The organism is Saccharopolyspora sp. 6M (genome assembly GCF_020176775.1).
Lineage (GTDB): Bacteria > Actinomycetota > Actinomycetes > Mycobacteriales > Pseudonocardiaceae > Saccharopolyspora_C > Saccharopolyspora_C gregorii.
The window spans coordinates 1-22457 of record NZ_JAIUJZ010000027.1; the positions used below are offsets into that span (position 1 = coordinate 1).

At 72.7% G+C, this 22457-nt stretch carries 19 protein-coding genes, 4 tRNA genes and 2 pseudogenes; 10 read left to right on the forward strand and 15 right to left on the reverse strand.

Features of this window, described 5'->3' with window-relative positions:
• Positions 1–21: 21 nt before the first annotated feature.
• The 5 genes from LCD31_RS04795 to LCD31_RS04815 all read right to left on the reverse strand — a co-directional run bounded on the left by LCD31_RS04795 (position 22) and on the right by LCD31_RS04815 (position 4544).
• Complete coding sequence (locus tag LCD31_RS04795) at positions 22–585, reverse strand: ATP/GTP-binding protein (RefSeq protein ID WP_224956243.1); 564 nt, start codon at positions 583–585, stop codon at positions 22–24.
• Between the two features lie 16 nt (positions 586–601).
• Positions 602–922 (reverse strand): DUF742 domain-containing protein, encoded by a 321-nt coding sequence (locus tag LCD31_RS04800; RefSeq protein WP_224956226.1) that lies wholly within the window; start codon positions 920–922, stop codon positions 602–604.
• Between the two features lie 44 nt (positions 923–966).
• Positions 967–1395, reverse strand: coding sequence for a roadblock/LC7 domain-containing protein (locus LCD31_RS04805; protein ID WP_224956227.1), 429 nt, complete (start codon positions 1393–1395; stop codon positions 967–969).
• Positions 1396–1402: 7 nt separating this feature from the next.
• Positions 1403–3739 carry a nitrate- and nitrite sensing domain-containing protein gene (locus LCD31_RS04810; protein WP_224956228.1) on the reverse strand — a complete coding sequence of 779 codons (2337 nt, stop codon included), beginning with the start codon at positions 3737–3739 and terminating at the stop codon, positions 1403–1405.
• A gap of 526 nt (positions 3740–4265) precedes the next feature.
• Positions 4266–4544, reverse strand: a complete 279-nt coding sequence (locus tag LCD31_RS04815; protein ID WP_224956229.1) for a hypothetical protein — start codon at positions 4542–4544, stop codon at positions 4266–4268.
• A 95-nt stretch (positions 4545–4639) separates the two neighbouring features.
• Here LCD31_RS04815 and LCD31_RS04820 point away from each other — a divergent pair, with 95 nt between their 5' ends.
• Entirely contained in the window at positions 4640–5206 is a 567-nt protein-coding gene (locus LCD31_RS04820) for a TetR family transcriptional regulator (RefSeq protein WP_224956230.1), read from the forward strand.
• Positions 5207–5223: 17 nt separating this feature from the next.
• Here the strand turns inward: LCD31_RS04820 and LCD31_RS04825 are convergent, their stop codons facing one another.
• The 3 genes and pseudogenes from LCD31_RS04825 to LCD31_RS04835 form a co-directional block, all read right to left on the reverse strand.
• Positions 5224–6222 (reverse strand): DUF418 domain-containing protein, encoded by a 999-nt coding sequence (locus LCD31_RS04825; RefSeq protein WP_224956231.1) that lies wholly within the window; start codon positions 6220–6222, stop codon positions 5224–5226.
• Between the two features lie 215 nt (positions 6223–6437).
• Positions 6438–6638 (reverse strand): annotated as a pseudogene (locus tag LCD31_RS04830) (hypothetical protein); the annotation flags it as partial.
• A 64-nt stretch (positions 6639–6702) separates the two neighbouring features.
• Positions 6703–7626 (reverse strand): SPFH domain-containing protein, encoded by a 924-nt coding sequence (locus tag LCD31_RS04835; RefSeq protein ID WP_224956232.1) that lies wholly within the window; start codon positions 7624–7626, stop codon positions 6703–6705.
• Between the two features lie 179 nt (positions 7627–7805).
• Here LCD31_RS04835 and LCD31_RS04840 point away from each other — a divergent pair, with 179 nt between their 5' ends.
• From LCD31_RS04840 to LCD31_RS04855, 4 genes are read left to right on the forward strand one after another with little or no spacing between them, the layout of a single operon-like run.
• Positions 7806–9170 carry an MFS transporter gene (locus tag LCD31_RS04840; RefSeq protein WP_224956233.1) on the forward strand — a complete coding sequence of 455 codons (1365 nt, stop codon included), beginning with the start codon at positions 7806–7808 and terminating at the stop codon, positions 9168–9170.
• A 56-nt stretch (positions 9171–9226) separates the two neighbouring features.
• Positions 9227–9994 carry an IclR family transcriptional regulator gene (locus LCD31_RS04845; protein WP_224956234.1) on the forward strand — a complete coding sequence of 256 codons (768 nt, stop codon included), beginning with the start codon at positions 9227–9229 and terminating at the stop codon, positions 9992–9994.
• Positions 9991–11214 carry a CaiB/BaiF CoA-transferase family protein gene (locus LCD31_RS04850; protein ID WP_224956235.1) on the forward strand — a complete coding sequence of 408 codons (1224 nt, stop codon included), beginning with the start codon at positions 9991–9993 and terminating at the stop codon, positions 11212–11214. Before LCD31_RS04845 ends, LCD31_RS04850 begins: the two co-directional genes overlap by 4 nt.
• On the forward strand, positions 11211–12050 hold the full coding sequence (locus LCD31_RS04855) for a citryl-CoA lyase (protein WP_224956236.1): 840 nt from the start codon (positions 11211–11213) through the stop codon (positions 12048–12050). Before LCD31_RS04850 ends, LCD31_RS04855 begins: the two co-directional genes overlap by 4 nt.
• Positions 12051–12072: 22 nt before the next feature.
• Here LCD31_RS04855 and LCD31_RS04860 read toward each other — a convergent pair whose 3' ends face one another.
• The 3 genes and pseudogenes from LCD31_RS04860 to LCD31_RS04870 all read right to left on the reverse strand — a co-directional run bounded on the left by LCD31_RS04860 (position 12073) and on the right by LCD31_RS04870 (position 16187).
• Positions 12073–13833, reverse strand: a complete 1761-nt coding sequence (locus LCD31_RS04860; protein ID WP_224956237.1) for an ABC transporter ATP-binding protein — start codon at positions 13831–13833, stop codon at positions 12073–12075.
• Entirely contained in the window at positions 13830–15458 is a 1629-nt protein-coding gene (locus LCD31_RS04865; RefSeq protein WP_224956238.1) for an ABC transporter ATP-binding protein, read from the reverse strand. The genes LCD31_RS04860 and LCD31_RS04865 overlap by 4 nt, the downstream gene beginning before the upstream one ends.
• 104 nt (positions 15459–15562) lie before the next feature.
• Positions 15563–16187, reverse strand: a pseudogene (locus tag LCD31_RS04870) (TetR/AcrR family transcriptional regulator).
• A gap of 24 nt (positions 16188–16211) precedes the next feature.
• On the opposite strand from LCD31_RS04870, the gene LCD31_RS04875 reads away from it, so the two are divergent.
• From LCD31_RS04875 to LCD31_RS04885, 3 genes are all read left to right on the forward strand, one after another.
• Positions 16212–17117, forward strand: a complete 906-nt coding sequence (locus tag LCD31_RS04875; protein ID WP_224956239.1) for an aldo/keto reductase — start codon at positions 16212–16214, stop codon at positions 17115–17117.
• 155 nt (positions 17118–17272) lie between these two features.
• A complete protein-coding gene (locus tag LCD31_RS04880) occupies positions 17273–18925 on the forward strand; it encodes an NAD-dependent malic enzyme (protein WP_224956240.1) in 1653 nt (550 codons plus the stop codon).
• Between the two features lie 67 nt (positions 18926–18992).
• The gene (locus LCD31_RS04885; protein WP_224956241.1) at positions 18993–20018 is read left to right on the forward strand and encodes an ABC transporter permease; all 1026 of its coding nucleotides are present in this window, start codon (positions 18993–18995) and stop codon (positions 20016–20018) included.
• Between the two features lie 107 nt (positions 20019–20125).
• Here the strand turns inward: LCD31_RS04885 and LCD31_RS04890 are convergent.
• The 4 genes from LCD31_RS04890 to LCD31_RS04905 all read right to left on the reverse strand — a co-directional run bounded on the left by LCD31_RS04890 (position 20126) and on the right by LCD31_RS04905 (position 21007).
• Positions 20126–20200 (reverse strand) — tRNA-Val (locus LCD31_RS04890).
• 1 nt (position 20201) lies between these two features.
• Positions 20202–20273 (reverse strand) — tRNA-Cys (locus tag LCD31_RS04895).
• Between the two features lie 80 nt (positions 20274–20353).
• A tRNA-Gly gene (locus tag LCD31_RS04900) sits at positions 20354–20426 on the reverse strand.
• Positions 20427–20581: 155 nt separating this feature from the next.
• Positions 20582–21007 (reverse strand): SsgA family sporulation/cell division regulator, encoded by a 426-nt coding sequence (locus LCD31_RS04905; protein WP_184478055.1) that lies wholly within the window; start codon positions 21005–21007, stop codon positions 20582–20584.
• 743 nt (positions 21008–21750) lie between these two features.
• On the opposite strand from LCD31_RS04905, the gene LCD31_RS04910 reads away from it, so the two are divergent.
• Together LCD31_RS04910 and LCD31_RS04915 are read left to right on the forward strand one after the other, a co-directional pair.
• Positions 21751–22212: a TIGR02611 family protein gene (locus tag LCD31_RS04910; RefSeq protein ID WP_224956242.1), complete on the forward strand. Its 462-nt coding sequence runs from the start codon at positions 21751–21753 to the stop codon at positions 22210–22212.
• Between the two features lie 45 nt (positions 22213–22257).
• Positions 22258–22329 (forward strand) — tRNA-Val (locus LCD31_RS04915).
• Positions 22330–22457: the final 128 nt, after the last annotated feature.

A 22457-nucleotide genomic window follows, 5' to 3' on the forward strand; every position in this document is an offset into this window, starting at 1 on the left:
CCATCCCTCCCGCCCAGCCCCTCAGCGCGCCGCGGCGCCCGGACGACGCTGCTGCAGGGCGTGCTTCACGAGCGTGACGAGCACCTTCTTGCTGGAGTCCCGGTCCCGCGCGTCGCAGAACAGGATCGGGGTCTCCGGTCCCATCGCGGCGGCGGTGCGGACCTCCTCCTCCGTGTACGAGAACTCCGTGTTGTCGAAGCAGTTCACCGCCACGACGAACGGGATCCCGCGCCGTTCGAAGAAGTCGATGGACGGGAAGCCCATCGCCAGCCGCCGGGTGTCCAGCAGCACCACCGCACCGATGGCGCCGGTGGACAACTCCGTCCACAGCGAACCGAACCGCGCCTGCCCCGGGGTGCCGAACAGGTACAGCACGATCTCCTGGGAGATCGTGATGCGCCCGAAGTCCAGCGCGACCGTGGTGGTGCGCTTGGTCTCGGTACCGGTGAGGTCGTCGACGCCGACGCTCGCCTCGGTCATTTCCTCTTCTGTGCTCAGCGGCGTGATCTCGCTGACCGACCCGATGAAGGTCGTCTTGCCGACGGCGAAGCCACCGGCGACGACGAGCTTCACCGAGTCCGGCATCACGGGCGTGGCGCCGTCAGAGCCTGTTGAGTCCGGCAAGCACTGCCTCCAAGATGTCGCGGTCGCGCGGCTGCACCATGCGGGAACGCGCGAGTGAGCCGTGTTCGAGCAGGTCGGAGCAGAGCACCCGGATGACGCCCAGCGGGAGGCCCAGCCCGGCGGACAGCTCCGCCATCGACTGCGGAGCGCCGCAGCGCTCCAGGATCGCCTCGTGCTCGGGCGTCGCGGCGGCGCTGCGGCCGGTGTCGGCCAGCGTCGCCACGACCTGGGTTGCCCGGTCCAGGTTGATGGCCGCGTCAGGGGTGCGGCCGCCGGTCAGCGCGTACGAACGCACCATCCGGCCAGCGTCGTCGTCGTACCACGCGTCGGGATCGGGGCCGGTCAATGCTTCTCCGCACCGATGGGGTTGCGCGCGCCCTTGCCGAGCCGCTCACCCACGTTCTTGATCAGGCGGCGCATCTCGTACTGCAGCTGTTCGGCGTCGACGCTGCGGCCCGCGACGACGAGCACGGAGTTCCGCGGGTCGACGGCCAGCACGTACATGGACATCGTCTCGGTGGCGAGCAGGTTCATGTCGATGTCCCCGCCCTCCAGCTCGTAGCTGAGCGCCTTGCTGGTGGCGCGCAGCGTGCCGCAGGCGGCCGAGATCTTGTCCGCCTGGTCCTGGTCGAGGTTCTTGGAGAACGCCGCCGGCAGGCCGTCATGGGTGAGCACCAGCGCGTGCAACGTGTCCGGCACGTTGTCCAGCATCTGATCGAGGAGCCAGGCCAGGTCCAGGTCCGGCTTCCGGGAGTTCATCAGTTCGTTCACGCTTTCCTCACTGCATGTCGTCGTCGGAATCGGGCTTGTTGCCGGACTCGTCGCGCGAGCGCCGGTCGGCGTTGAAGAAGGTCATCAAGCCCGGGGCGAACTCGGGAGCGCTCTGCCGGTCGGTCGGCTCGTCCTCGCCGAAGCCGGCGGGCAGATCGGCGTAGGGAACCCGCTGCGGCAGCGGCGGTCGTTCCATGTCCTTGCCTTCCGTGCTCGCGCTGGGGGCCGCGTCGGGTTTCGGCTGCCGCACGGCCGGTTCGGCGACGGCGGTGCTCGCCGAGGCCGACGGCACCCGGGTGGGCAGCGGCTGCGCCGGAGCGCCCGCCTTGGCCACCGGCACGTCCCCGCTCCACGAGTCGCGGCGCTCCTCGTCCTCATCGGTGACGATGTGGGCCTGCGGGATGAAGATCTCGGCCCGCACGCCCTGGTAGATCGAGGTGCCGAACTCGACGACCCACTCGTTGCGCTCGGCGAGCTGGGCGACGGTGAACAGGCCGAGCTGCTCGCCGCGGTCACCGAGCTTCACCAGCGAGGCGAAGCCGGGCGGGTTCTTCATGGTCTCGTTGGCGTTGCTGCGCGCCTCCGGGGTCATGCCCACGCCGCGGTCGGAGATCTGCACGACGAGACCGCTGCCGACGGAGACTGCTTCGACGTGCACATCGGTGCCGGGCGGCGAGAACGACGCCGCGTTCGCGAACAGCTCCGCGAACATGCGCAGCATGTCGCCGATGACGCCCGGGGTGACGCTGACGTTGGGCACGTGGCCCAGCCGCAGCCGGTCGTGGTGCTTGGTCTCCGCGGCGGAGGCCCGGAGGATCTCGGTGAGGTCCCGCGGCCTGCTCCAGCGGCGGCCGGGGGCGGCACCGCAGAGCACCAGCTGGTTCTCCACGACGTGCCGGGCCTGCGTGACCGATTCGTCGAGCGCGAACAGGGCGCCGAGCCGGTCCGGGTCCTCCTCGTTCTGCAGCAGCGCGTCGAGGCGCTGCGGCAGCGGGCCGAGCGCGGACTGCACGCGCCGGGTCTGTCCGATGTAGAACGTGAGGGCGCCCTGCTGGGTGTCGGCCTCGTTCACCGCCGCCTGCAGCGCTTCCTGCTGGAACGCGCGGAAGGCGTCGGCGACCTGGCCGATCTCGTCGCCGCCGTAGCCCTGCAGCGAGGTGGACTCGACCTGGACCCGTTCGCCCGCGCGGACGCGGGACATCATCGAGGGCAGCGTCTTCTCGGCCAGTTCGCGGGCCTCCGCGCTGAGCCGCTGCAGACGCGGCAGCAGCGAGCCGTCGATGACGGAGCGGTACCGGCGGCGCGTCCAGAAGAAGAAGCCGAGGGAGAACAGACCGGCGGCGATGGCACCGGCGACGGCGATCGTGATCGCCTGGTCACCGTTCTCGACGGTCTCCGCGGACAGCAGGTCGACCTGCTCGCTGGTGATCGAGGTGAGCTCGCGGTTGACCGCTTCGGTGAGCCGCTGCCACTCCTCCAGCGAGACGCCCGCTTCGGTGAGGTCGGCGCCCGGGCCGCCCTGCATGAGGGAGTTCTCGATCGAGACGAGCCGGGCCCAGTCCGGGTTCTCCGTGATGAGCTTCTGGTACCGCGCCTGCACCGAGGGCTTCAGGTACGCGACGTTGTTCTCGATCTCGGAGTGGTACGAACCGTTGAGGCGCAGCAGTTGCAGGTGCTGCTCCGGCGTCAGCTGCCCGGCGGTGAGGCCACTGGAGATCAGCGCCGCTTCCCGGGACATCAGGTCGGTCGAGCGGAACAGCGCGGTACCCGCGATGCCGCCCTGCGCCGTCGTCGAGTCCGGCACCAGTCGGGACTGGGTGTCGAACAGGTCGGTGGCGATGTCGAAGACGTTGTCGTAGTAGTCGGTGACCTCGCCGGCCGAGATCTGCCCGTTCGCGAGCCTGCCGCGGATCTGGTCGAGCTTGCCCAGCTCGCCGCTGAGCTCGTCGACCGGGCCGGCGATCTCCGCCGGGGCGGTGCTCATCGCGGCTTGGACGGCCTCGTTCATCCGGTCCAGCAGGACGTCGGTCCGGGCCTGCTGCTCGCTCAGCTCCGCCTGGTCGGTTGTCCCGCCGGAGGCCAGGTCCTGGCTCAGCCGCCGTTCGGACTGCAGCGCGTCGAGCGCGGCCACCGCGGGCAGGGAGACCTGCCGGACGCCGGAACCGATCACCCGGGTGTAGACGCCGTCGGTGACGAACGTCGCGCACCAGACCAGCCACAGCACCAGCACGACGATCCAGGGGATCGTGACCGCCAGCGTCAGGCTGGAGCGGATCGATCTTTCCGAGGTGCTCTGCGGCTCACCAGGTGGCTTGGTGACGTTGTCGGGATCTGTTGTACTCACAGCGCTCCACGTTGTCGGTCATCTGACGTGGTGTGTTGCGGGAACGCGCGCGTCCCGGCGGGCGCGGCCTGGGCCGCTGGACTCGTCCGCCCGGATGGCAACGGGCAGGAGGTCTCGCCGATGGATGGCCTGAACAGGCGTCTTCCCGGGGACACGGCTCCTTCCACACACCGTCGTCTTCCGCTCTTGCCGAGCACGAGCGGAAGTGCATTCCCCCCCTGCGCGAGACACTTTAACGGAAGATGATCAGGGCACCGGTGTTCGGCCCCGGAGTCGTCCACCATTTCCGCGCCGACCGACGTCACGCTCCGCTTTCGGTTGGCAGCGCGGCGAAAACCCCCTACCGCACCGGGCGCGCGAAAAGCGGTCCCGGACCCGTCGAGAACCCGGGACCACCACCCGGTCCGCGACCACCGTCGCTCGGCCCACCCTTCCGGCGGAGCCGGACACGGAATGCACATCCGGAAAGGAAGCGGGTCGTGCGGCCCATTTCCGCATTCGGCCCAACGGAATGCGTCCCACTATTTCACCCGTACGGCCGCAGCCGGCTTCGCACGATCGGTGGCAGGGAGCCGGCGCGCCGCCATTCCGCCACGGGCTCCGGCGCAGCGGCGCGCGCGGCAGCGGCGAGGTACCCGTCCGGACGAACCAGGAGCAGTCCGGGCCCCGCCGCGAGTTCGCGGACGGTCGCTGAATCGGTTCCGCGCCGCTCCGGCTCCACCGCGATCGCACCGCCGTCGACGGGCACGTGGTCGCAGATCTCCTGCAGCTTCCCGTTCTCCGGCGGGCGGCGCCCGCGCGGCATGGCCGGCTCCTCGGCACACGAGTCAACCGTTGGCGACTTGCTCCGCAGCCACGCCACCCGAACCAGGTCAACGCGCGGTGACTTAGGCTGGGGGCATGGCCGCACCGCGTTCCCGCAACGCCGAGCAGACCCGCGCCGAGCTGCTGGCCGCCGCCCGCGCCCGGTTCGCCGCCGACGGCTACGAGCGCACCACGCTGCGGGCGGTGGCCGCCGACGTCGGCATCGACCCGGCGCTGGTCATCCGGTACTTCGGCGGCAAGCAGGAACTGTTCGCGGCCGCCGCGGACTTCACCCCCGACCTGCCCGACCTCGCCGGCCTCGCCCCCGACGAGCTGGCCGGGGCGCTGCTGCCCCGGTTCTTCGCCGAGTGGGACCGGGACGGCACCTTCCTCGCGCTGCTGCGCGCCGCCACGACCAGCCCCACCGCCGCGGAGAAGATGCGCGAGGTCTTCACCGCGCAGGTGGCCCCGCGGCTGACCGCCATCGCCCCGGACCACCCGCGGCAGCGCGCCGGGCTGCTCGGCGCCTTCGTCATCGGGCTCGCCACCAGCCGCTACGTGCTGGCCGACCCGGGCATCGCCGAGATCGGCCACGAGGAGCTCACCGCCTGGGCCGCGCCGATCGTGCGCCACGTCCTCACCGGCCCCGCGCCGGTCGGCTGATCGAGCGAGTACCGCGGTCAGCGGCGGAAGGGCTGCACGTCCCACCAGGTGAAGCAGCGCCAGGCCCATTCGAGGGGTCCCTGCCGGAACCGCGCGAGCCAGAACCGGCTCCACAGCAGCTGGAGCAGCAGGATGCCGGTCGCCAGCAGCGCCATCGCCCCGTACGCGCTGGACCCGTGCAGCCCGGCCACCTGCCCCAGCGGGATCAGCAGCAAGGTCGCGGTCACGTAGTTCGTCAGCGCCATCCGCCCGAGCGGCTCCAGCACCGCCCCCAGCACCCCGCGCAGCGGCGTGCGCAGCAGCAGGAGCAGCCCGGTCGCGTACGCGGTGGCCAGGCAGATCCCGGCCACGCCGGAGGGGGTGGCGAACCCGGCCATCAGCGGATCCCGCTCCTGCACCGGCAGCGCCACCGCCGCGCCGAGCACCGCGAGCGCGAACACGGCGCCGATCCACCCGCCGAGCCGCGGCAGCGCCTCCGGGACCCCGAGCTGGGCGAGGGCGAAACCGAGCACCAGCAGCCCCGGGATCAGCGGCAGGCCCCCGCCGAACAGCACCAGCGCGGTGCTCAGCCCGCCCAGGCCGAGCACCAGGTTCACCCACCGGTTCGCCCAGCTCAGCGGCAGCAGGAACACCAGCCCGAACAGCGCGTACGGCGTCAGCGCCTCCCCCGGGTGCAGCAGGGAGTGCAGCAGGCCGACGGCGAACAGCGCCAGCAGCCTGCGGACCAGCAGCAGCCGCGGCCGCGGGTGCCGGGAACCCGCGCCGCGCAGGAACAGCCCGAAGCCGACGCCGAACAGCAGCGAGAAGATCGGGAAGAACCGCTCCTGCACGAACAGGTCGAGGACGTGCCGCCCGGGCAGCACCTGCTGGTCGACGATGCCGCTCATCTCCATGATCGGCGGGATGTTCACGAAGAGGATCCCGCACAGCGCCAGGCCGCGCACCGCGTCGATCTCGCCGATCCGCCGGCGCGGCGCGGTGCTGGCAGGTGGGGCGGTGCGGGTGGGAGAGGACATCGTGGTTCGCCTTCGGGGTGCGCAGCGGGTGCCGGGAGACCCCGGCTCACCATCGAGCGTCACCCGGGCGTCCGGTCGGGCGGATCGGCCATCCGGCCCGGGGGGGGGGGGGGGGGGGCGGGCCCCCCCCCCCCCGGGGGCGGGGGGGGGGGGGGGGGGGGGGGGGGCGGGCGCCGGGGGGGGGGCCCCCCCCCCCCCCCCCCCGGGGGCCGGCGGTCCGATGTGGACTTCGGCGGCCTGCCGCGCTTGGCGGGCCCGCCCGCGTCGGAGGGCAGCCGGCCCGCGTCGGCGAGGGCGCGCCGCAGCAGGAACTCGATCTGCGCGTTGGTGCTGCGCAGCTCGTCCTGCGCCCAGCGGGCGAGCGCGTCGTGGATCGCCGGGTCCAGCCGGAGCAGGAAACCCTTGCGTGCGGCCATGTTCCCGCCTTCACCTCTCTCGCCCGTCCGAGGGTTCGGGCCGCACCGGCGGCCCCGCGCCCGATCAGTGGTAGAGCGAACCCGTGTTGACGACGGGCTGGGTGTCGCCGCAGAGCACGACCAGCAGGTTGCTGACCATGGCCGCCTTGCGCTCCTCGTCGAGCTCGACGACCTCGCGTTCGGACAGCCGCTGCAAGGCGAGGTCGACCATGCCGACGGCGCCTTCGACGATGCGCTGCCGGGCGGCGACGACGGCTCCGGCCTGCTGCCGCTGCAACATGGCCTGGGCGATCTCGGGGGCGTAGGCGAGGTGCGTGAGCCGGGACTCGACCACGTCGACCCCGGCGGCCCGCACCCGGGCCGCGATCTCGGCGGAGAGCTTGCCGGTGATCTCGTCGGCGTTGTCCCGCAGCGAGAAGGGCTGCTCCCCGTCGCCGTCGTAGGGGTAGCTGGTGGCGATGTGGCGCACGGCGGTCTCGGTCTGGGTCTCGACGAACTCGACGAAGCTGTCGACCGCGAAGGTGGCCTGCGCGGTGTCGGCGACCTGCCACACCACGACGGAGGCGATCTCGATCGGGTTGCCGTCGGAGTCGTTGACCTTCATGACGGCGGTCTCGTGGTTGCGGATCCGGGTGGAGACCTTCGTCTTGCTGCTGAACGGGTTCACCCAGTGCAGCCCGGCCGGGCGCACGGTGCCGGTGTAGCGGCCGAGGAACTGCAGCACCCGCGCCTCACCGGGCGCGACGGCGACGAGCCCGCCGGAGAGCACCAGCCCGACGACGCCGAGCACCACCCCAGTGGCGATCAGGGCGGCGGCTTCGTCCGCGAGCCCGGGGACCAGCACCCCGGCACCGCCGAGCACCAGCACGAGCGAGAGCACGGCCATCAGCACGCCGGGCAGCCGGAACGCCTGCTGTTCGACGACCGGGGATTCGGGCATCCGCACCGGCCTGGTCTCCGTCTCGCGGTCTTCGAGTTGAACGGTCATGAGTCCCCCTGACGTCGGTGATCGTTCTCCTGGCAACACGGTAGCACAGTGATATCACTTTTCCGTGCGCCCGGTTCACCCCGAAGCCTTGTCGGAGCCCGCCGGAACACCTAGCATCCGTCGGCCGCCTGTCAGCACTCCCGCACCACCAGGCGGTACTCAGGCGACAAAGGAGTCCCATGCGCACGCCAACCGGACGGCCCGTGTTCCAACCACGGGTGATCACGGCAGCCGTCTTCGGCACCACCGTCGAGTGGTACGACTTCGCGCTCTACGCCACCGCGGCGTCGCTGGTGTTCAACAAGCTCTACTTCCCCGGCAGCGACCCGCTGGTCGGCACGATCGCCGCGTTCGGCACGTTCGCCATCGGGTTCCTCGGCCGACCGCTGGGCGGCGCCTACTTCGGCGAGCTCGGCGACCGGAAGGGGCGCAAGCATGTCCTGGTGCTCACGCTGCTGCTGATGGGGATCGCCACCACCGGGATCGGCCTGCTGCCCACCTACGGCTCGATCGGCGCGTGGGCACCGCTGCTCCTCGTGGCGCTGCGGTTCGCGCAGGGCTTCGCCGCAGGTGGCGAGAAGACCGGCGCGCTGATCCTGCTGTTCGAGAACGCCCCGCCGAAGTGGCGCGGCCTGCTCAGCAGCCTGCCCGCGATCGGCACCGGCGCAGGCACCCTGCTGTCCACCGGCGCGATGGCGATCGCCTCCACCACCCTGTCGCAGCAGGAATTCCTCGACTGGGGCTGGCGAATCCCGTTCCTACTCAGCGCGGTACTGACGCTGTTGGGGCTGTGGGTGCGCCGTTCACTCGACGAGACCGAGGAGTTCCAGGAAGAACTCGAACGCCGGGCACACGAGGCTCCCCAGCCGCCCGCGACCCGGCGCCCCTGGCGGGAGCGCCTGGCGCAGAGCCGCTTCGCGGAGGCCTGGCGCCGCTACCCCCGAGAGATGATCATCGTCATCTGCGCCGGCGCGGCGGAGAACACCGGCTACTACGTGTTCGGCACCTTCTCCGTCGCCTACGCCGAGAACGCCGGGCTGGTCACCGCTCCCCTGCTCACCGGAATCATGGTCGTATCGGTGGTCAAGCTCGTCTCGGTGCCGCTGTTCGGCGCGCTGTCCGACCGCTGGGGACGCCGCCCGGTAAGCATCTTCGGCGCGCTGGTGATGGCCGCGGCCTGCTACCCGTTCTTCCGCATGGTCGACACCGAGCAGTACTGGGTCACCTGCCTCGCACTGGTGCTGACCCTAGGGATCGGCCAGTCCGCCGTGCTCGGCTCGCAGCCGGCGTTCTTCGCCGAGCTGTTCACCACGAAGGTCCGGTTCACCGCGGTGGGCGTCGCCAACAACCTCGGCACCGTGCTGACCGGCGGGCTCGCCCCCTTGGCAGCCAGCGCGCTCCTGCTCTGGTTCGACCGGAGCGCCCTGGGCGTCGTCGGGCTCCTGCTGGCGACCTGCGCGATCACCGTGGTCACGGTCGCGCTCGCCCGGGAGACCAGGGAGCCGCCGCGGCGACCGGTCCCGGCACCCGGCACGCATCCTTGACCAGTACCGTACAGCGGTATAGCCGTGCCATTAGGAGGAACAGTGGAGGTTGCCCCGTGACGAGACCGCCCGGGGAGAGCGGCGACGGGGTGCGCAGCGTCGCGCGCGCCCTGGAACTGCTCGGCCTGTTCGACGAGACCCACCGGTCGCGCAGCGTGCGAGAGCTGATCGACGCGACCGGGCTGCCGAAGTCGACCGTCGTCCGCCTGGTCGCCACCCTGGAGCAGAGCGCCCTGCTGTGGACGGGCACGGACGGCCGCCTCGCCCCCGGAGCGGGCCTGCTGCGCTGGGCCCGCCTCGCACAGGACGCGTGGCAGCTGCCGCCCGAGGCGGTGGAGTGCCTGCGCACGCTCTCCATCGAGGCGGGCGGCGAATCCACCCGCATCTACGTCCGCCAAGGCGTCACCCGGGTGTGCGTGGCCCAGCACGAAGGCACCCAGCAGCTGCGGCACGTGGTGCGCATCGGCGCGGCGATGCCGCTGTGGGCCGGTGCCTCCGGCCACGTGCTGCTCGCGGGCTGCTCCGACCAGGAGCTGCGCCGCGCCGCGATCGCCGCCGACCGCGGCGCCGGATTCGAGGACGTGCTCGCCGACCGGGTGCGCCGTGCCGGCGAACAGAACTGGTCGGTCAGCCACGGCGAACGCGAAGACGGCGTGTCCGCCGCCGCGGCACCGATCACCGCGGGCGACGAGATCGTCGCCGCGGTGGCCCTCGGCGGACCGACCACCCGGTTCACCGGGGAACGCGTCGCCGCGTTCCTGCCCGCGCTGAGCAGAGCGGCCGAGCAGCTGTCGGCCCTGCGCTTCCTCGGAGGCAGTTCATGACCGGATCCGACTTCCCCGCGGGCGAGCTGCTGCGCGGAGTCCGCGTGCTCGACCTGACCAACGTGCTGGCGGGCCCGTTCGCCGCATACCAGCTGGCACTGCTGGGCGCCGACGTGCTGAAGGTCGAGATTCCCGAGGCCGGTGATCTCGCGCGGCGACTCGGCGCGGACGCGGACCTCAACGAACGCCACCTCGGCGCGTCGTTCCTCGCGCAGAACGGTGGCAAGCGCTCGCTGACCGCCAACCTGAAGTCCGCCCGCGGACGGGAGGTCCTGCTGCGCGCGGTGGGAACCGCCGACGTGCTGGTCGAGAACTTCCGGCCCGGCGTCCTGGACCGGCTCGGCCTCGGCTGGGACGTGCTGCAGGCCGCGAACCCGCGGCTCGTCTACTGCGCGATCTCGGGGTTCGGCCAGGACGGCCCGCTGCGCGACCGGCCCGCCTACGATCAGATCGTGCAGGGGCTGTCCGGCATGATGAGCACCACCGGCACCTCCGAGACCGAGCCGCTGCGTGCCGGGTTTCCGATCGCCGACACCCTCGGCGGCATGGCGGCCGCATTCGCCATCAGTTCCGCCCTGGTGCACCGGGACCGCACCGGCGAAGGCGTGCGACTCGACGTGTCCATGCTGGAATCCGCGCTCACCGCGCTGGGGTGGGCCGTGTCGAACCACCTGATCGCCGGGCGACCGCCGGAGCGGATCGGCAACGACAACGCCACCGCCGCGCCCTCCGGGGCCTTCCGCACCGCCGACGGCATGCTGAACATCGCCGCGAACGAGCAACACCAATTCGTGGCGCTGTGCCGGGTCGTGGGCTGCCCCGAGCTCGCGGAGGACGTCCGCTTCGCCGAACGCGCCGCGCGCAAGGAGCACCGGGCGGCGTTGACCGAACGGCTGGAGGAGGCGCTCCGCGCGCGGACCGCCGCCGAGTGGGAGGAACCACTGGCCGCCGCGGGGGTCCCCGCGGCCAGGGTGCTCACTGTCCCGGAAGCGCTGGAGCAGGACCAGGTGCGGGCCCGGCGGTTCGTGCACGCGCTGCCCTTCCCCGGGCACCCGGGCCGGAAGCTGCGAGTCCTGGGCAGCCCGGTCCGTGTACCGGGAACCGCTCCCGCATCACCGGGCCCGCCGCCGCTGCTGGGCGAGCACACCGACGACCTGCTCGCCGAACTCGGCTACGACACCGACGAGATCGCGCGGTTGCGCGCGGAAGGAGCGGTATGAACGACCCCGCGTTCGACACGGCCGAGCGGTACGAGGAGGCGGTCACCGGGTGGTGGCGCACCGGGATCAGCCGGATCCGCCCCGGCGAGATCCTGCTCCGCGGCTATCCCGTCGAGCAACTGATCGACACGGTGTCCTTCGTGGACATGATCTGGCTGCTGCTCCGCGGCGACCTGCCCGCACCGGCGCAGCGGCGGCTGCTGGAGGCGGCGCTGGTGTCCGCGGTCGACCACGGGCCGCAAGCGCCGTCCATCGCGGTGGCCAGGATGGCGGCGAGCTGCGGGCTGGGGTTGAACGGCGCGGTCGCCACCGGCGCGAATCTGCTCGACGACGTGCACGGCGGCGCCGGGCAGCAGTGCATGGGGCTGCTCGCCGACCTGCACCGCGAGGTCGCTGCGGGCGCGGACCCCGACGAGGTGGCCGCCGAATCCGTCACCCGCCACCGGCAGGCGGGCGAGCACGTGCCCGGTTTCGGGCACCGGTTCCATCCGCGCGACCCGCGCCGCGACCCGCTGCTCGCGCTGGTGTCGGAAGCGGTCGGAGCCGGCGAGGTAACCGGGTGGGCGCTGCGGATCGGCACGGCGCTGGAGCGCGCGCTCGCCCACGGTCGCGCGCGGCCGGTGCCGATGAACATCGACGGCGCCACGGCGATCGTCTACAGCGAGCTCGGCTTCCCCCCGGAACTCGGCCGCGGCCTGTTCGTGCTCTCCCGCAGCGTGGGCATCCTGTCCCACGCGTGGGAGGAGAGGTCCGCGGGAACCCGGATCAAGGGCCCACTCCCCCGTCCGCTGCTGGCCGCCTACGACGGACCACCGGCGCGCGACCTGGACACCTGAGCCGGGGCGCCGGCGGGCGGCTTCAGCCCTCCAGGGCCAGCTTCGCCTCCGGACGGGGCGTGCTCCAGGCCTCCCACAGCCGCGCGTAGTGCCCGCCCGCGGCGAGCAGCTCGTCGTGCGCGCCGGACTCGACGACGCGCCCGTCGTCCATCACCAGCACCCGGTCGGCGATCGCGGCCTGCCGCAGCCGGTGCGCCACCACGAGCCCGGCGCGGTCGCGCAGCACCGCGGCCGCGGCGTCCTCCAGGCGGCCGGCTTCGCGGCTGCTCGCCTCGGCCGTCGCCTCGTCCAGCAGCACCACGGCCGGGTCGGCGAGCAGCGCGCGGGCCAGCGCCACCTGCGCGACCCGGTCCGGGCCGAGCGGGTGGCCGAGCTCGCCCACGGCGGTGTGCACGCCCTCGGGCAGCTCCTCGATCCAGTCGGCGCCGACGACGTCCAGCGCGTGCCGGACCTCCGCCTCCGTCGCGTCCTGCCGGGCCAGGCGCAGGTCCTCGATCAGCGGGCCGCTGAACACGTGCGCCTCCTGCGGCACCAGCAGCACCGCGCCCGTCCCGGCCACCGGGCTCCCGCCGAAGGTGACGGTGCCCTCGTCCGGCGCGACCAGTCCCGCCAGCAGCGTCGCCAGCGTGGACTTGCCCGCACCGCTCGCGCCGACCAGCGCGATCGTCTCCCCCGGCTCGATCCGCAGCGACACCTCGTGCAGCACCGGCTCCGCCGAACCCGGGTAGCGGTAGGTCACCCCGTCGGCGACGAGCGCGGCGGGCGCGCCGTCGTGGGTCCCGGCCGGCCGCTCGTGCGGGATGCCGAGGACGCCGACGATGCGCTGCAGGCTCGCGAACGCGGACTGGACCTGGTCGAAGCTGGCCACCAGCAGGCTCAGCGGGTTGAACAGCCGGTGGAAGTACAGCGCCGCCGCGGTGACCGCGCCGACGGTCGCCGCACCTACGTCGACCAGCACGAACCCGGCGACGACGATGGCGGACAACCCGACGAGCTCGGCGATGTTCATCCACTTGCCCCAGCGGGTGGAGAACCACACGACGCTGCGGGACAGCCCGCGCGCCCGGTCCGAGGACTGCTCCACGAGCCCGACGTGCTCGGCTTCGGCGCCGTAGGCGCGCAGCGTGGGCAGCCCCTCCAGCGCGGAGACCAGCGACTCCGCCCGGTCGGCGAACGCGGCCCGCTCCGCGGAATAGCGGCGCGCGGCGCGCGGCAGGTACCAGCGCAGCGAGAACCCGTACACCGGCAGCGCCAGCATCCCCGCCACCATCAGCCACGGGTCGAGCGCGAACAGGCCGCCCATCGTCAGGGCCACCGTCAGCAGGGCGGTGATCCACGGCGCCAGCAGCGCGGCGACGACCTGGCTGATCACCGCCACGTCGTCGCCGACGCGGCTGAGCAGGTCGCCGCGGCCGGAGCGCTCGATCACCGCGGACGGCAGGTGCAGCGCGGCGGAGACGGTGTCCTCCCGCATCCGGGCCAGCACCCGCTGCCCGAGCTTCGCGACGAGGGCGGCGCTGACCGCGGTGAGCACCGCGCTGAGCAGGCCGGCGACGGCGACGACGGCGGTGCGCACGACGATCTCCGCCGGCGTGGTGCCCGCCAGCACCCCGTCCACCAGCCCGCCGATCGCCCACGGCGCGACCAGCCCGGCGAGCGCCGCGAGCACGGCCGTCGCCACCATCGCCGCGGACAGCCCGCGGTGCGGGCGCAGGTAGGCGGCGACGGTGCGCCGCACCTCGACGGCGCCGGCGAGCGGAAGTGCGCGAGTGGTCCCGCTCATCCCACGACCTTTCGGTAGTAGTCGGCGTGCTCGTCCAGCAGGGTCCGGTGCTCGCCGGTGACGACCTCCCCGCCCGCGGTGAGGAACCGCACCCGCTCGGCGCGCGCGAGCAGCACCGGGCTGGTGGTGATCAGGACGGTGGTGCGGGGTTCGCCGTCGCCGTGGCGCAGCGCGTGCAGCCCGTCGGCGACGGCCTCCTCGGTCACCGAGTCGAGCGCGGTGGTCGGGTCGACCAGCACCAGCACGTCGGGGTCGGCGTGCAGCGCGCGGGCGAGCGCGAGCCGCTGCCGCTGCCCGCCGGACAGGCTCAGCCCGCGGGCCCGCACGTGCTCGTCGAGGCCGTCGGGCTGCGCGTCGACGAACGGCGCCGCGCCGGAGGCGACCAGCGCGGGCCGGGGTTCGCCCGCGGTGTCCCGGCCGAGCGCGAGGTTCTCCGCGATGGTCCCGGTGAACAGCTGCGCCTGCCGCGGTTCGACGTGCACCGCGTCCGGTTCGCCGCCGGTCCAGGTGACGGTGAGCCCGTTGCGCGCGCCCGCCGGGTCGCCGCGCAGCACTTCGAGGATCCGCTCGACGTCGCGGCCCTCGGCGACGACGCCGGTGCAGCCGCCCCGGTCCAGCCGCAGCTCCACGCGCGGTCCGGTCGCGGGCCCGGTGTCGCCCGCCGCGTCTTCCTGCTCGTCGAGGACGGCGTCGACGCGCCGACCGCTGGCCAGCGCGGCCGCTCCGATCTGCAGGTACATCCCGGCGGCGGAGAGCGGTTCGGCGATGAACTGGGCCGCGCCGACGGCGGCGACGAAGGACCCGACGGTGATGACCTGCTCGACGGCGAGCAGCCCGGCGGCGCCCACCGACACCGCCAGCACCAGCGTCCCGGCCAGCACCGTCGCCCCCAGCTGCAGCGACCGCCCGACGCCCGCGCGGATCGCGGCGGCTTCCGCGCGCCTGCTGACCTCCCGGTACCGGGCGACGGCGCCGTCCTGCGCGCTGAGGCCGCGCACCACCCGCATCCCGGTCACCAGGTCGGTGGCGAGCGCGGAGGCGGCGGCGAGGCCGTCCTGCTGCCCGGAGACCCGGCGGGACAGCATCGGCGAGACCATGTTCAGCCCGAGGGTGGTGACCACCGCCGTCACGATCAGCAGCGCGCCCAGCCGCACGTCGATGCCGAGCAGCACGACGCAGCTGACGCCGAGTGCCGAGATCGATCCGGCGAGTCCGGCCACCCAGATCACCGCGCGGGAGACCTGGTCGGCGTCGGAGGAGGCGATTGCCAGCAGCTCGCCGTGCCTCCGGCGCGTCCCGGAGCCCAGCAGCGACCGGCCGGCCAGCTGGACCCGCAGCGCGTGCGACTCGTCGATCGCCGCGGCCCGGCCGAGCCGCGCGAACCAGCGGTAGCAGGTGGTCAGTACGGTGAACAGCAGCACCAGCCCGCACACGCACCGGACGAGCGCCCACGGTTCGCCGGTGGCCACGGCCTCGTCCACGGCGAGCCCGATCGCCAGCGGGACCAGCGCCTCGCAGGCCTGGTGCCCCATCAGCAGCAGGGAGGCGATGAGCACCCGCACCCGTTGCCTGCGCAGCACGAGGCGGCGTGCGCGCGACGTCCCTCCGCGTTCCTTCGCGTCCACGCTTGCGGTCCCGATGATCGGCCCCCTTCTCACGGCTAGTAAGGCTTACCTAATTCGGACGCGGAACGCCAGGTATCGCTGATCACACGTCCGTGGAACTCGTCTCAGCGGGGGCGCACGGCGTCGAGCACCAGGTCGAGCACCCGGTCGGTCCGCTCCGGCGCCCCTTCCGCGACGGCGGAGTGGAAAGCGCCGAGCAGCATCGCGAGGACGTCCTCGGCTTCGACGTCCGCGCGCAGCGACCCGTCCCGCGCCCCGGCGTCGAGCAGGGTCGCGAGGGCTCCGGTGATCCGCTCCCGGGTGGTCGACACCGACATGCTCCCGGCGGACCAGCTCGCGGAGAGCGTGTCGAACATGCCCCGCTTGGTGGCGACGAAGGCCGCGTACCGCCGCATCCAGGCGCGCAGCGCCGCGTCGGGCGGGAGTTCGGCGAGCGGCGGCACTCCCCGCGACGTCGTCGAGCTCGGTGGCGTAGACGGCCTCGACCAGTGCTTCGCGGGTCGGGAAGTGGCGGTAGAGGGTGCCGATCCCGACTCCCGCCTCGCGGGCTACCGCTTCCAGGGAGACGGTGCCACCGGCAGCGAAGGCGGCGGACGCGGCCGCGAGGAGCTTCTCGCGGTTGCGGCGCGCGTCGGCGCGGGCGGGTCTCTCGGATCCAACCAAAGCGGAGGCTCCTCCGGTCGTGCTACGGTCGCCATACCGGAGGCCCCTCCGCCTCCGTCCCCCCATCTTCCCACACGGACAGGAACCCCCATGTCAGCGTCCACACCCACCCCCGGCGGCCGCGCCGAACTCGCCGGCCGCACCGTGGCCCGGGTCGGCTACGGCGCGATGCAGCTCGAACGATTGCACGACGACCGCGCTGCGGGCCGTGCGGTGCTGCGCCGAGCGCTCGAACTCGGCGTCGACCACATCGACACCGCCGAGTTCTACGGCCACGGGCTCGCCAACGAACTCATCCGCGACGCGGTCGGCGACGGCGCCTTGGTCGCCAGCAAGGTCGGCGCCACCCCGGACGCGGACGGCCCGCTGCCGCTGCGCCTCGCGCAACGCCCCGAGGAGCTGCGCGACGAACTGGAGGCGAACCTGCGCGGCCTCGGGCTGGAGCAGATCGCCCTGGTCAACCTGCGCCGCGCGGAGACCGGCCCCGGCCTGCGCGCGGAGGGCGACCAGCGCGTCGACCTCGACGACCAGCTCGCGACGATGATCGCGCTGCGCGACGAGGGCAAGATCGGCTCGCTCGGGATCAGCAACGTCGGCCTCGACGAGCTGCTGCGCGCGCTACCCGCGGGCATCACCTGCGTGCAGAACGCCTACAGCCTGCTCTCCCGCGGCGACGAGGAACTGCTGCGGCTGTGCCGGGCCGAGGGCATCGCGTGGGTGCCGTACTTCCCGCTCGGCGGCCCGTTCGCCGGAATGCCGAAGGTGACCGAGGAGCCCGCCGTCCTCGACGCCGCCCGCGCCCTGGGCGCCACGCCCGCGCAGATCGGCCTCGCCTGGCTGTTGCAGCACGCGCCGAACGTGCTGCTCATCCCCGGCACCGCCACCCTCGCGCACCTGGAGGAGAACGTGGCCGCCGGATCCCTCGTCCTCGACGAGCAGACCGTCGCCGCGCTCGACGCGATCCCCAGCCGGTCCGGCGACATCGTCGTCGACTGACCGCCCCGGCCGGTACGGCCCCTGCCCGCGGGCCGTGCCGGTCCGGTCACCGGGCGCTAGCGTGGCCCGAGGGGGCCGGACGTCGTCCGCGGTGGCACGTCCGCGCAGGTCGCGGGCCCCCCGAGCCTCCACTTCCGCGAGGGAACGGAGGAGCCGTGGCCAGGATTCCGACCGCGCTGCGCGACCCGCTGCACAACCGCGGCACCGCGTTCACCCCGGCCGAACGCGCCGAGCTCGGGCTGACCGGCCGGCTGCCGTCGGCGGTGGAGACCCTCGACCAGCAAGCGGCCAGGGCCTACGCCCAGCTCGGCAGGCAACCCACGGACCTGGCGAAGTACATCTACCTGGACACGTTGCACGACCGCAACGAGACGCTGTACTTCAAGCTGCTGGTGGACCACCTGCCGGAGCTGCTGCCCGTGGTCTACGACCCGACCGTGGGCGAGGCGATCCAGCAGTGGAGCCGCGACTACCGCCGGTCCCGCGCGGTGTACCTGTCCATCGACCGCCCGCAGGACGTGGCGGCCTCCTTCGAGAACCTCGGGCTGGGGCCGGAGGACGTCGACCTCATCGTCGCCTCCGACGCGCAGCAGATCCTCGGGATCGGGGACTGGGGCGTCAACGGCACGGACATCTCCATCGGCAAGCTCGCCGTCTACACGGCCGCCGCGGGGATCCACCCGGGGCGGGTGCTCGCGGTGAACCTCGACGTCGGCACCGACAACCAGCTGCTGCTCAACGACCCGATGTACCTGGGGAACCGGCACGCCCGCACGACCGGCCAGGCCTACGACGACTTCATCGAGCTGTACCTGTCCACCGCCACCGAGCTCTTCCCGCGCGCACTGCTGCACTTCGAGGACTTCGGCCCGGCCAACGCCCGGCGCATCCTGGTGGACAACGCGAGCACCCGCCGCATCTTCAACGACGACCTGCAGGGAACCGGCGCCATCGTCCTGGCCGCCGTACTCTCCGCGCTCCAGGTGACCGGGCAGCCGTTCGCCGAGCAGCGGCTCGTCGTCTTCGGCGCGGGCACCGCGGGCACCGGCATGGCCGACCAGATCTCGGCCGCGATGGTCCGCGACGGCCTCACCCCGGAACAGGCGAGAGCGCGCGTGTGGCTGGTCGACGAGCACGGCCTGGTCACCGACGACATGGCCGGCCTGCCCGAGCACCAGTCCGCCTACGCCCGGCCCGCGGAGCAGGCGCGCGACTTCGACCGCGTCGACGGCGAGATCGACCTGCTCAGCACGGTCCGGCAGGTCCGGCCGACGATCCTCATCGGCACCTCCACCGCCCACGGCGCGTTCACCCGCGAGGTCGTCGAAGCGCTCTGCGCCGGGGTCGACCGGCCGATCCTGCTGCCCCTGTCCAACCCCACCTCGCGCATCGAGGTGCTGCCGCAGCAGGCGATCCCGTGGTCCGGGGGCAAGGCCCTCATGGCGACCGGCATCCCGGTCGACCCGGTCACCTACGAGGGCACCACCCACACCATCGGGCAGGCCAACAACGCGCTGCTCTACCCGGGCCTCGGGCTGGGCACCGTCGTGGCCCGCGCCGGGCGCATCACCGACGGCATGCTGCTGGCGGCGGCGAAGGCGGTCGCCGACCAGACCGACGTCTCCGAACCAGGCGCCTCGCTGCTGCCCCCGGTCCGGAACCTGCGCGCCTCGTCGGCCGCCGTCGCCGTCGCGGTCGCGGCGGCGGCCGTCCAGGAGGGCGTCGCCACCACCGAACCCGACAACCTCGTCCAAGCCGTGCAGGACGCGATGTGGCAGCCCACCTACGGACCGCCGGTGACCCGCTGATCCCGCGCGGCACCGGCCCGGACTCCACCGCCCGGCCCGAAGCAACCATCCGACCTGGAGTGACGACGTGAGCGAGCGCAGGCACGGTCCGTGGACGGCGTTCCGGAACTCGCCGTTCCTGCCCGCGACCGTCCTGGTCCTCATCCTCGCCGCCGCGGCCGGCCTGTTCGCCGGGACGTACACGTTCGCCATGGCCGATCCCACTCCGCACCGCATCCCGGCCGCGGTGGTCGACGGCCCCGCCCCGCCCCCGCAGGCCGGGTTCGTCGCCGGGATGGAAGACGCGCTGGACGCCGGGATCGAACTCCACCGCTTCGCCTCGCACGCCGAGGCCGTCGCCGCCGTCGAGCAGCAGAAGGTCCTGGCGATCCTCAGCGGACAGGACGGCGGCATCCGGCTCGACGTCGCCGGCGCCGCCGGCTCGACGGTGGCGCAGGTCCTCGCCGGCGCGGGACCCCGGGTCGGCGCGTCGATCGGCGTGCCGGTCACGGTGGTGGACCTCAAGCCGCTGCAGCGCGGCGATCCGCGCGGGCTCGCCCTCTTCTACGTGTCGCTGGCCGCCGTCATCATCGGTTTCGTCGGGGCAATCCAGCTCAGCGTGCACGCGCGGCGGCTCGACCCGCTCGAACGGATCGGGTTCACCGCGGCCTACGCGTTGCTCGGCGGCTTCTCGATCACGGCGACCGTGGACTGGTTGCTCGGCGCGGTCTCGTTCCCGTTCGTGGAGTCGTGGTTCATCCTGGCGCTCACCATGTTCTCGTCCGGCATGGTGTTCACGATGTTCAACACCCTGCTGGGGCGCTGGGCCATGCTGCCGACCTGGGGCCTGATGGTGCTGATCGGCAACCCCTCGTCCGGCGGGGCGGTGTCCTGGCCGCTGCTGCCGTCGGTCCTCGGCTGGATCGGCCGCTGGCTGCCGCCGGGCGCCTCGGTCAACGCCCAGCACACCGCCGTCTACTTCGGCGAGTACCAGCACGCCCAGCCCTTCCTCGTGCTCGCGGCGTGGGCGCTGGTGTCCTGCGCGGTCTTCTGGACGTGGCGCCACCGCCACCCCGGCGGGCGGGACACCGCCGACGCGACCGACCGCGAGTAGTCCCCCTGAGCACTCCGCGCCCGAGGCCGGGGCGCCCGGGCGTGCGAAAGCCCCTGCCGGTGATGACCGACAGGGGCTCGGAACCGCTGGTGCGCGCTACGGGAATCTGGTGCGCGATACTGGGATTGAACCAGTGACCTCTACCGTGTCAAGGTAGCGCTCTCCCACTGAGCTAATCGCGCGAGGCGGAGGCGGGAATCGAACCCGCGTACAGGGCTTTGCAGGCCCTTGCCTAAGCCACTCGGCCACTCCGCCGGGTTGGGGCGCTGGGCCGGACTCCGAGCGACCGGGTGCCGATACCCGGAAACCCGAGTTCGACCCGATCGGTTTCCCAGAGCGGATGACGGGACTCGAACCCGCGACCCTCACCTTGGCAAGGTGATGCGCTACCAGCTGCGCTACATCCGCGTGCACCGCGGTGAACTCTCCGGCTCGGCTCCGGAGTCACCGCCGCGTTGCACGGAGAACTTTAGACCACGCCGCCCCCGGCGATCAAAGGGGGGTCGATCGCCGCCCGCGCCGGTCCGCGCCGAGCCGGACCGCGCAGGTCACGGGCGTGATCGTCAGGACAGGTCGTGCGGCAGCAGCCGGGTCAGCGCGTCGTCGACGTTGACCCACAGGTTCTCGTTCCCGGGGACCACGACGTCGTAGGTGCGGTCCAAGAAGTCCGCCAGCTCCTGCGCCGAGGCCTCGAACACCGCGTGCCCCGACGGCGAGCTGAGCTCGATCGCGACGACCTCGGGGTCGTCCACCGCGGGCCGGATGCTCACATCCCCCTCACCGGCGTGCGCGATGAGCCCGTCCGCGAGCAGGTCGCGGGCGAACACCCACTCGACCCAACCGGCACGGCCGGTGCGGAACGCGGCCACGACCGCGTAGGGGTCGCGGGTGTCGTAGCGCAGTTCGACCTGGACCGGCACGGCCGGCGTCTGCGGGGCCAGCAGATCGAACACCGCCGTCGAACGGAGTGTCACGTGATCGTTTCGCATCGTCCTCGCCTTCCTAACTCCCTCCCGGTCCGCTTATCGACCGAGCAACACAGTTGTGACGCCTCTGCGGGGTCATCTGCTCGCCACCGGGCCTTACATCACCCGGTCGGGGCATACTGAACTTCGGAACGCGGTCGGTGAACTGCGCAGCGTGGCCACATCGCACCCCCCGATCGAACATCGGTCCGAGTCATCGGCACCGGTTCCCGGCGCCGTCCGGAGCACCGGTCGGACCATCCCCACAACGCTTCCGGCACCGTCGTCGAACTCCCGCTCCGCCGCTGCCGGGCACGGTTTCCAGGATAGGCGATGAGCCTGCGCCCACAGGGGTTTCCGCGGGTCGTGCTGAGACACTCGCCACGAGCGTTCGCCGAGACGGACTAACCCCGACATCCGGACGCGGAAGCCCTCACGCCTGGCCGCCACCCGGACGAGGAGAGCGGTGCCACAGTGTGACCAGGCTCGAAGCGGCGCGGCCGATCCCGGTGCCAGAACTGGGAAAAACCACGTCATGACGCACGTCACATTCTGTCGGCCCGCGCAACCCTTCTCGGACCTGCGCCGACCGGGCCGCCGGGAGCACGGCCCGTATCCTGGTCCCGCGACCCGGCGCCGCGCCGCATCCGCGGACGCGCTGCGGCGAACCCGCAGATCACAGCCCCGCCGGGCCGCGCAGGCGCCCGACACGACGTGGCAGGTGGACTCTGAGCAGGACAGCCGAACCGGGAGCGAGCGAGACCGACGTGGCCCGAGCCGACGACTCCCCGCGCGATGCCCCGCAGCCCCGCCGCAGGCTCCACCGGCTGCGACGCGCGCTCCGCGCCCGCCGCGAACGCATCCGCGCCAACCCGACGCTCAACACGACCTACCGGGTCGGGCTCGGCGCCTTCGGCACCCTGGTGCTCATCGTCGGCATCATCGCCATCCCCTACCCCGGTCCCGGCTGGCTCATCGTGTTCGCCGGGCTCGGCATCCTCGCCACCGAGTTCCACTGGGCGCACCAGGTGAACGTCTTCACCAAGCGCCATTACCGCCGCTGGAGCAACTGGGTCTCCCGCCAGCACTGGACCGTCAAGCTCGGCATCGCCGCCCTGACCGGCATCGTCGTCGTCCTGACCCTCTGGTTGCTGGGCATGTACGCCACCATCGGACGCTGGTTCGGAGTCGACTGGCCGTGGTTGACCTCCCCCCTGCTCGGGCCCTGAAACGGGTGTTGTAGAGTTCTCCATGTCGCCGGGAACGGCGGCACCGGGCGATTAGCTCAGGGGGAGAGCGCTTCGTTCACACCGAAGAGGTCACTGGTTCGATCCCAGTATCGCCCACAAGAAAACGGCCCCCGGCCCCGCCCCCAAAGGGATAAAAGGCCCACGGGGGTTGGGGCCCGCCGCCCCCCCCGGGGGGCCCCCCCCCCCCCGCGCCCCCCCCCCCCGGCCCCCCCAAAAGTGGGGCG

What these genes read in the sequence shown, in the direction of transcription:
- LCD31_RS04795 (WP_224956243.1), bottom strand. Translation starts at nt 585, where the DNA reads ATGCCGGACTCGGTGAAGCTCGTCGTCGCCGGTGGCTTCGCCGTCGGC.
- LCD31_RS04800 (WP_224956226.1), bottom strand. Translation starts at nt 922, where the DNA reads ATGGTGCGTTCGTACGCGCTGACCGGCGGCCGCACCCCTGACGCGGCC.
- LCD31_RS04815 (WP_224956229.1), bottom strand. Translation starts at nt 4,544, where the DNA reads ATGCCGCGCGGGCGCCGCCCGCCGGAGAACGGGAAGCTGCAGGAGATC.
- LCD31_RS04820 (WP_224956230.1), top strand. Translation starts at nt 4,640, where the DNA reads ATGGCCGCACCGCGTTCCCGCAACGCCGAGCAGACCCGCGCCGAGCTG.
- LCD31_RS04825 (WP_224956231.1), bottom strand. Translation starts at nt 6,222, where the DNA reads ATGTCCTCTCCCACCCGCACCGCCCCACCTGCCAGCACCGCGCCGCGC.
- LCD31_RS04835 (WP_224956232.1), bottom strand. Translation starts at nt 7,626, where the DNA reads ATGACCGTTCAACTCGAAGACCGCGAGACGGAGACCAGGCCGGTGCGG.
- LCD31_RS04840 (WP_224956233.1), top strand. Translation starts at nt 7,806, where the DNA reads ATGCGCACGCCAACCGGACGGCCCGTGTTCCAACCACGGGTGATCACG.
- LCD31_RS04850 (WP_224956235.1), top strand. Translation starts at nt 9,991, where the DNA reads ATGACCGGATCCGACTTCCCCGCGGGCGAGCTGCTGCGCGGAGTCCGC.
- LCD31_RS04855 (WP_224956236.1), top strand. Translation starts at nt 11,211, where the DNA reads ATGAACGACCCCGCGTTCGACACGGCCGAGCGGTACGAGGAGGCGGTC.
- LCD31_RS04860 (WP_224956237.1), bottom strand. Translation starts at nt 13,833, where the DNA reads ATGAGCGGGACCACTCGCGCACTTCCGCTCGCCGGCGCCGTCGAGGTG.
- LCD31_RS04875 (WP_224956239.1), top strand. Translation starts at nt 16,212, where the DNA reads ATGTCAGCGTCCACACCCACCCCCGGCGGCCGCGCCGAACTCGCCGGC.
- LCD31_RS04905 (WP_184478055.1), bottom strand. Translation starts at nt 21,007, where the DNA reads ATGCGAAACGATCACGTGACACTCCGTTCGACGGCGGTGTTCGATCTG.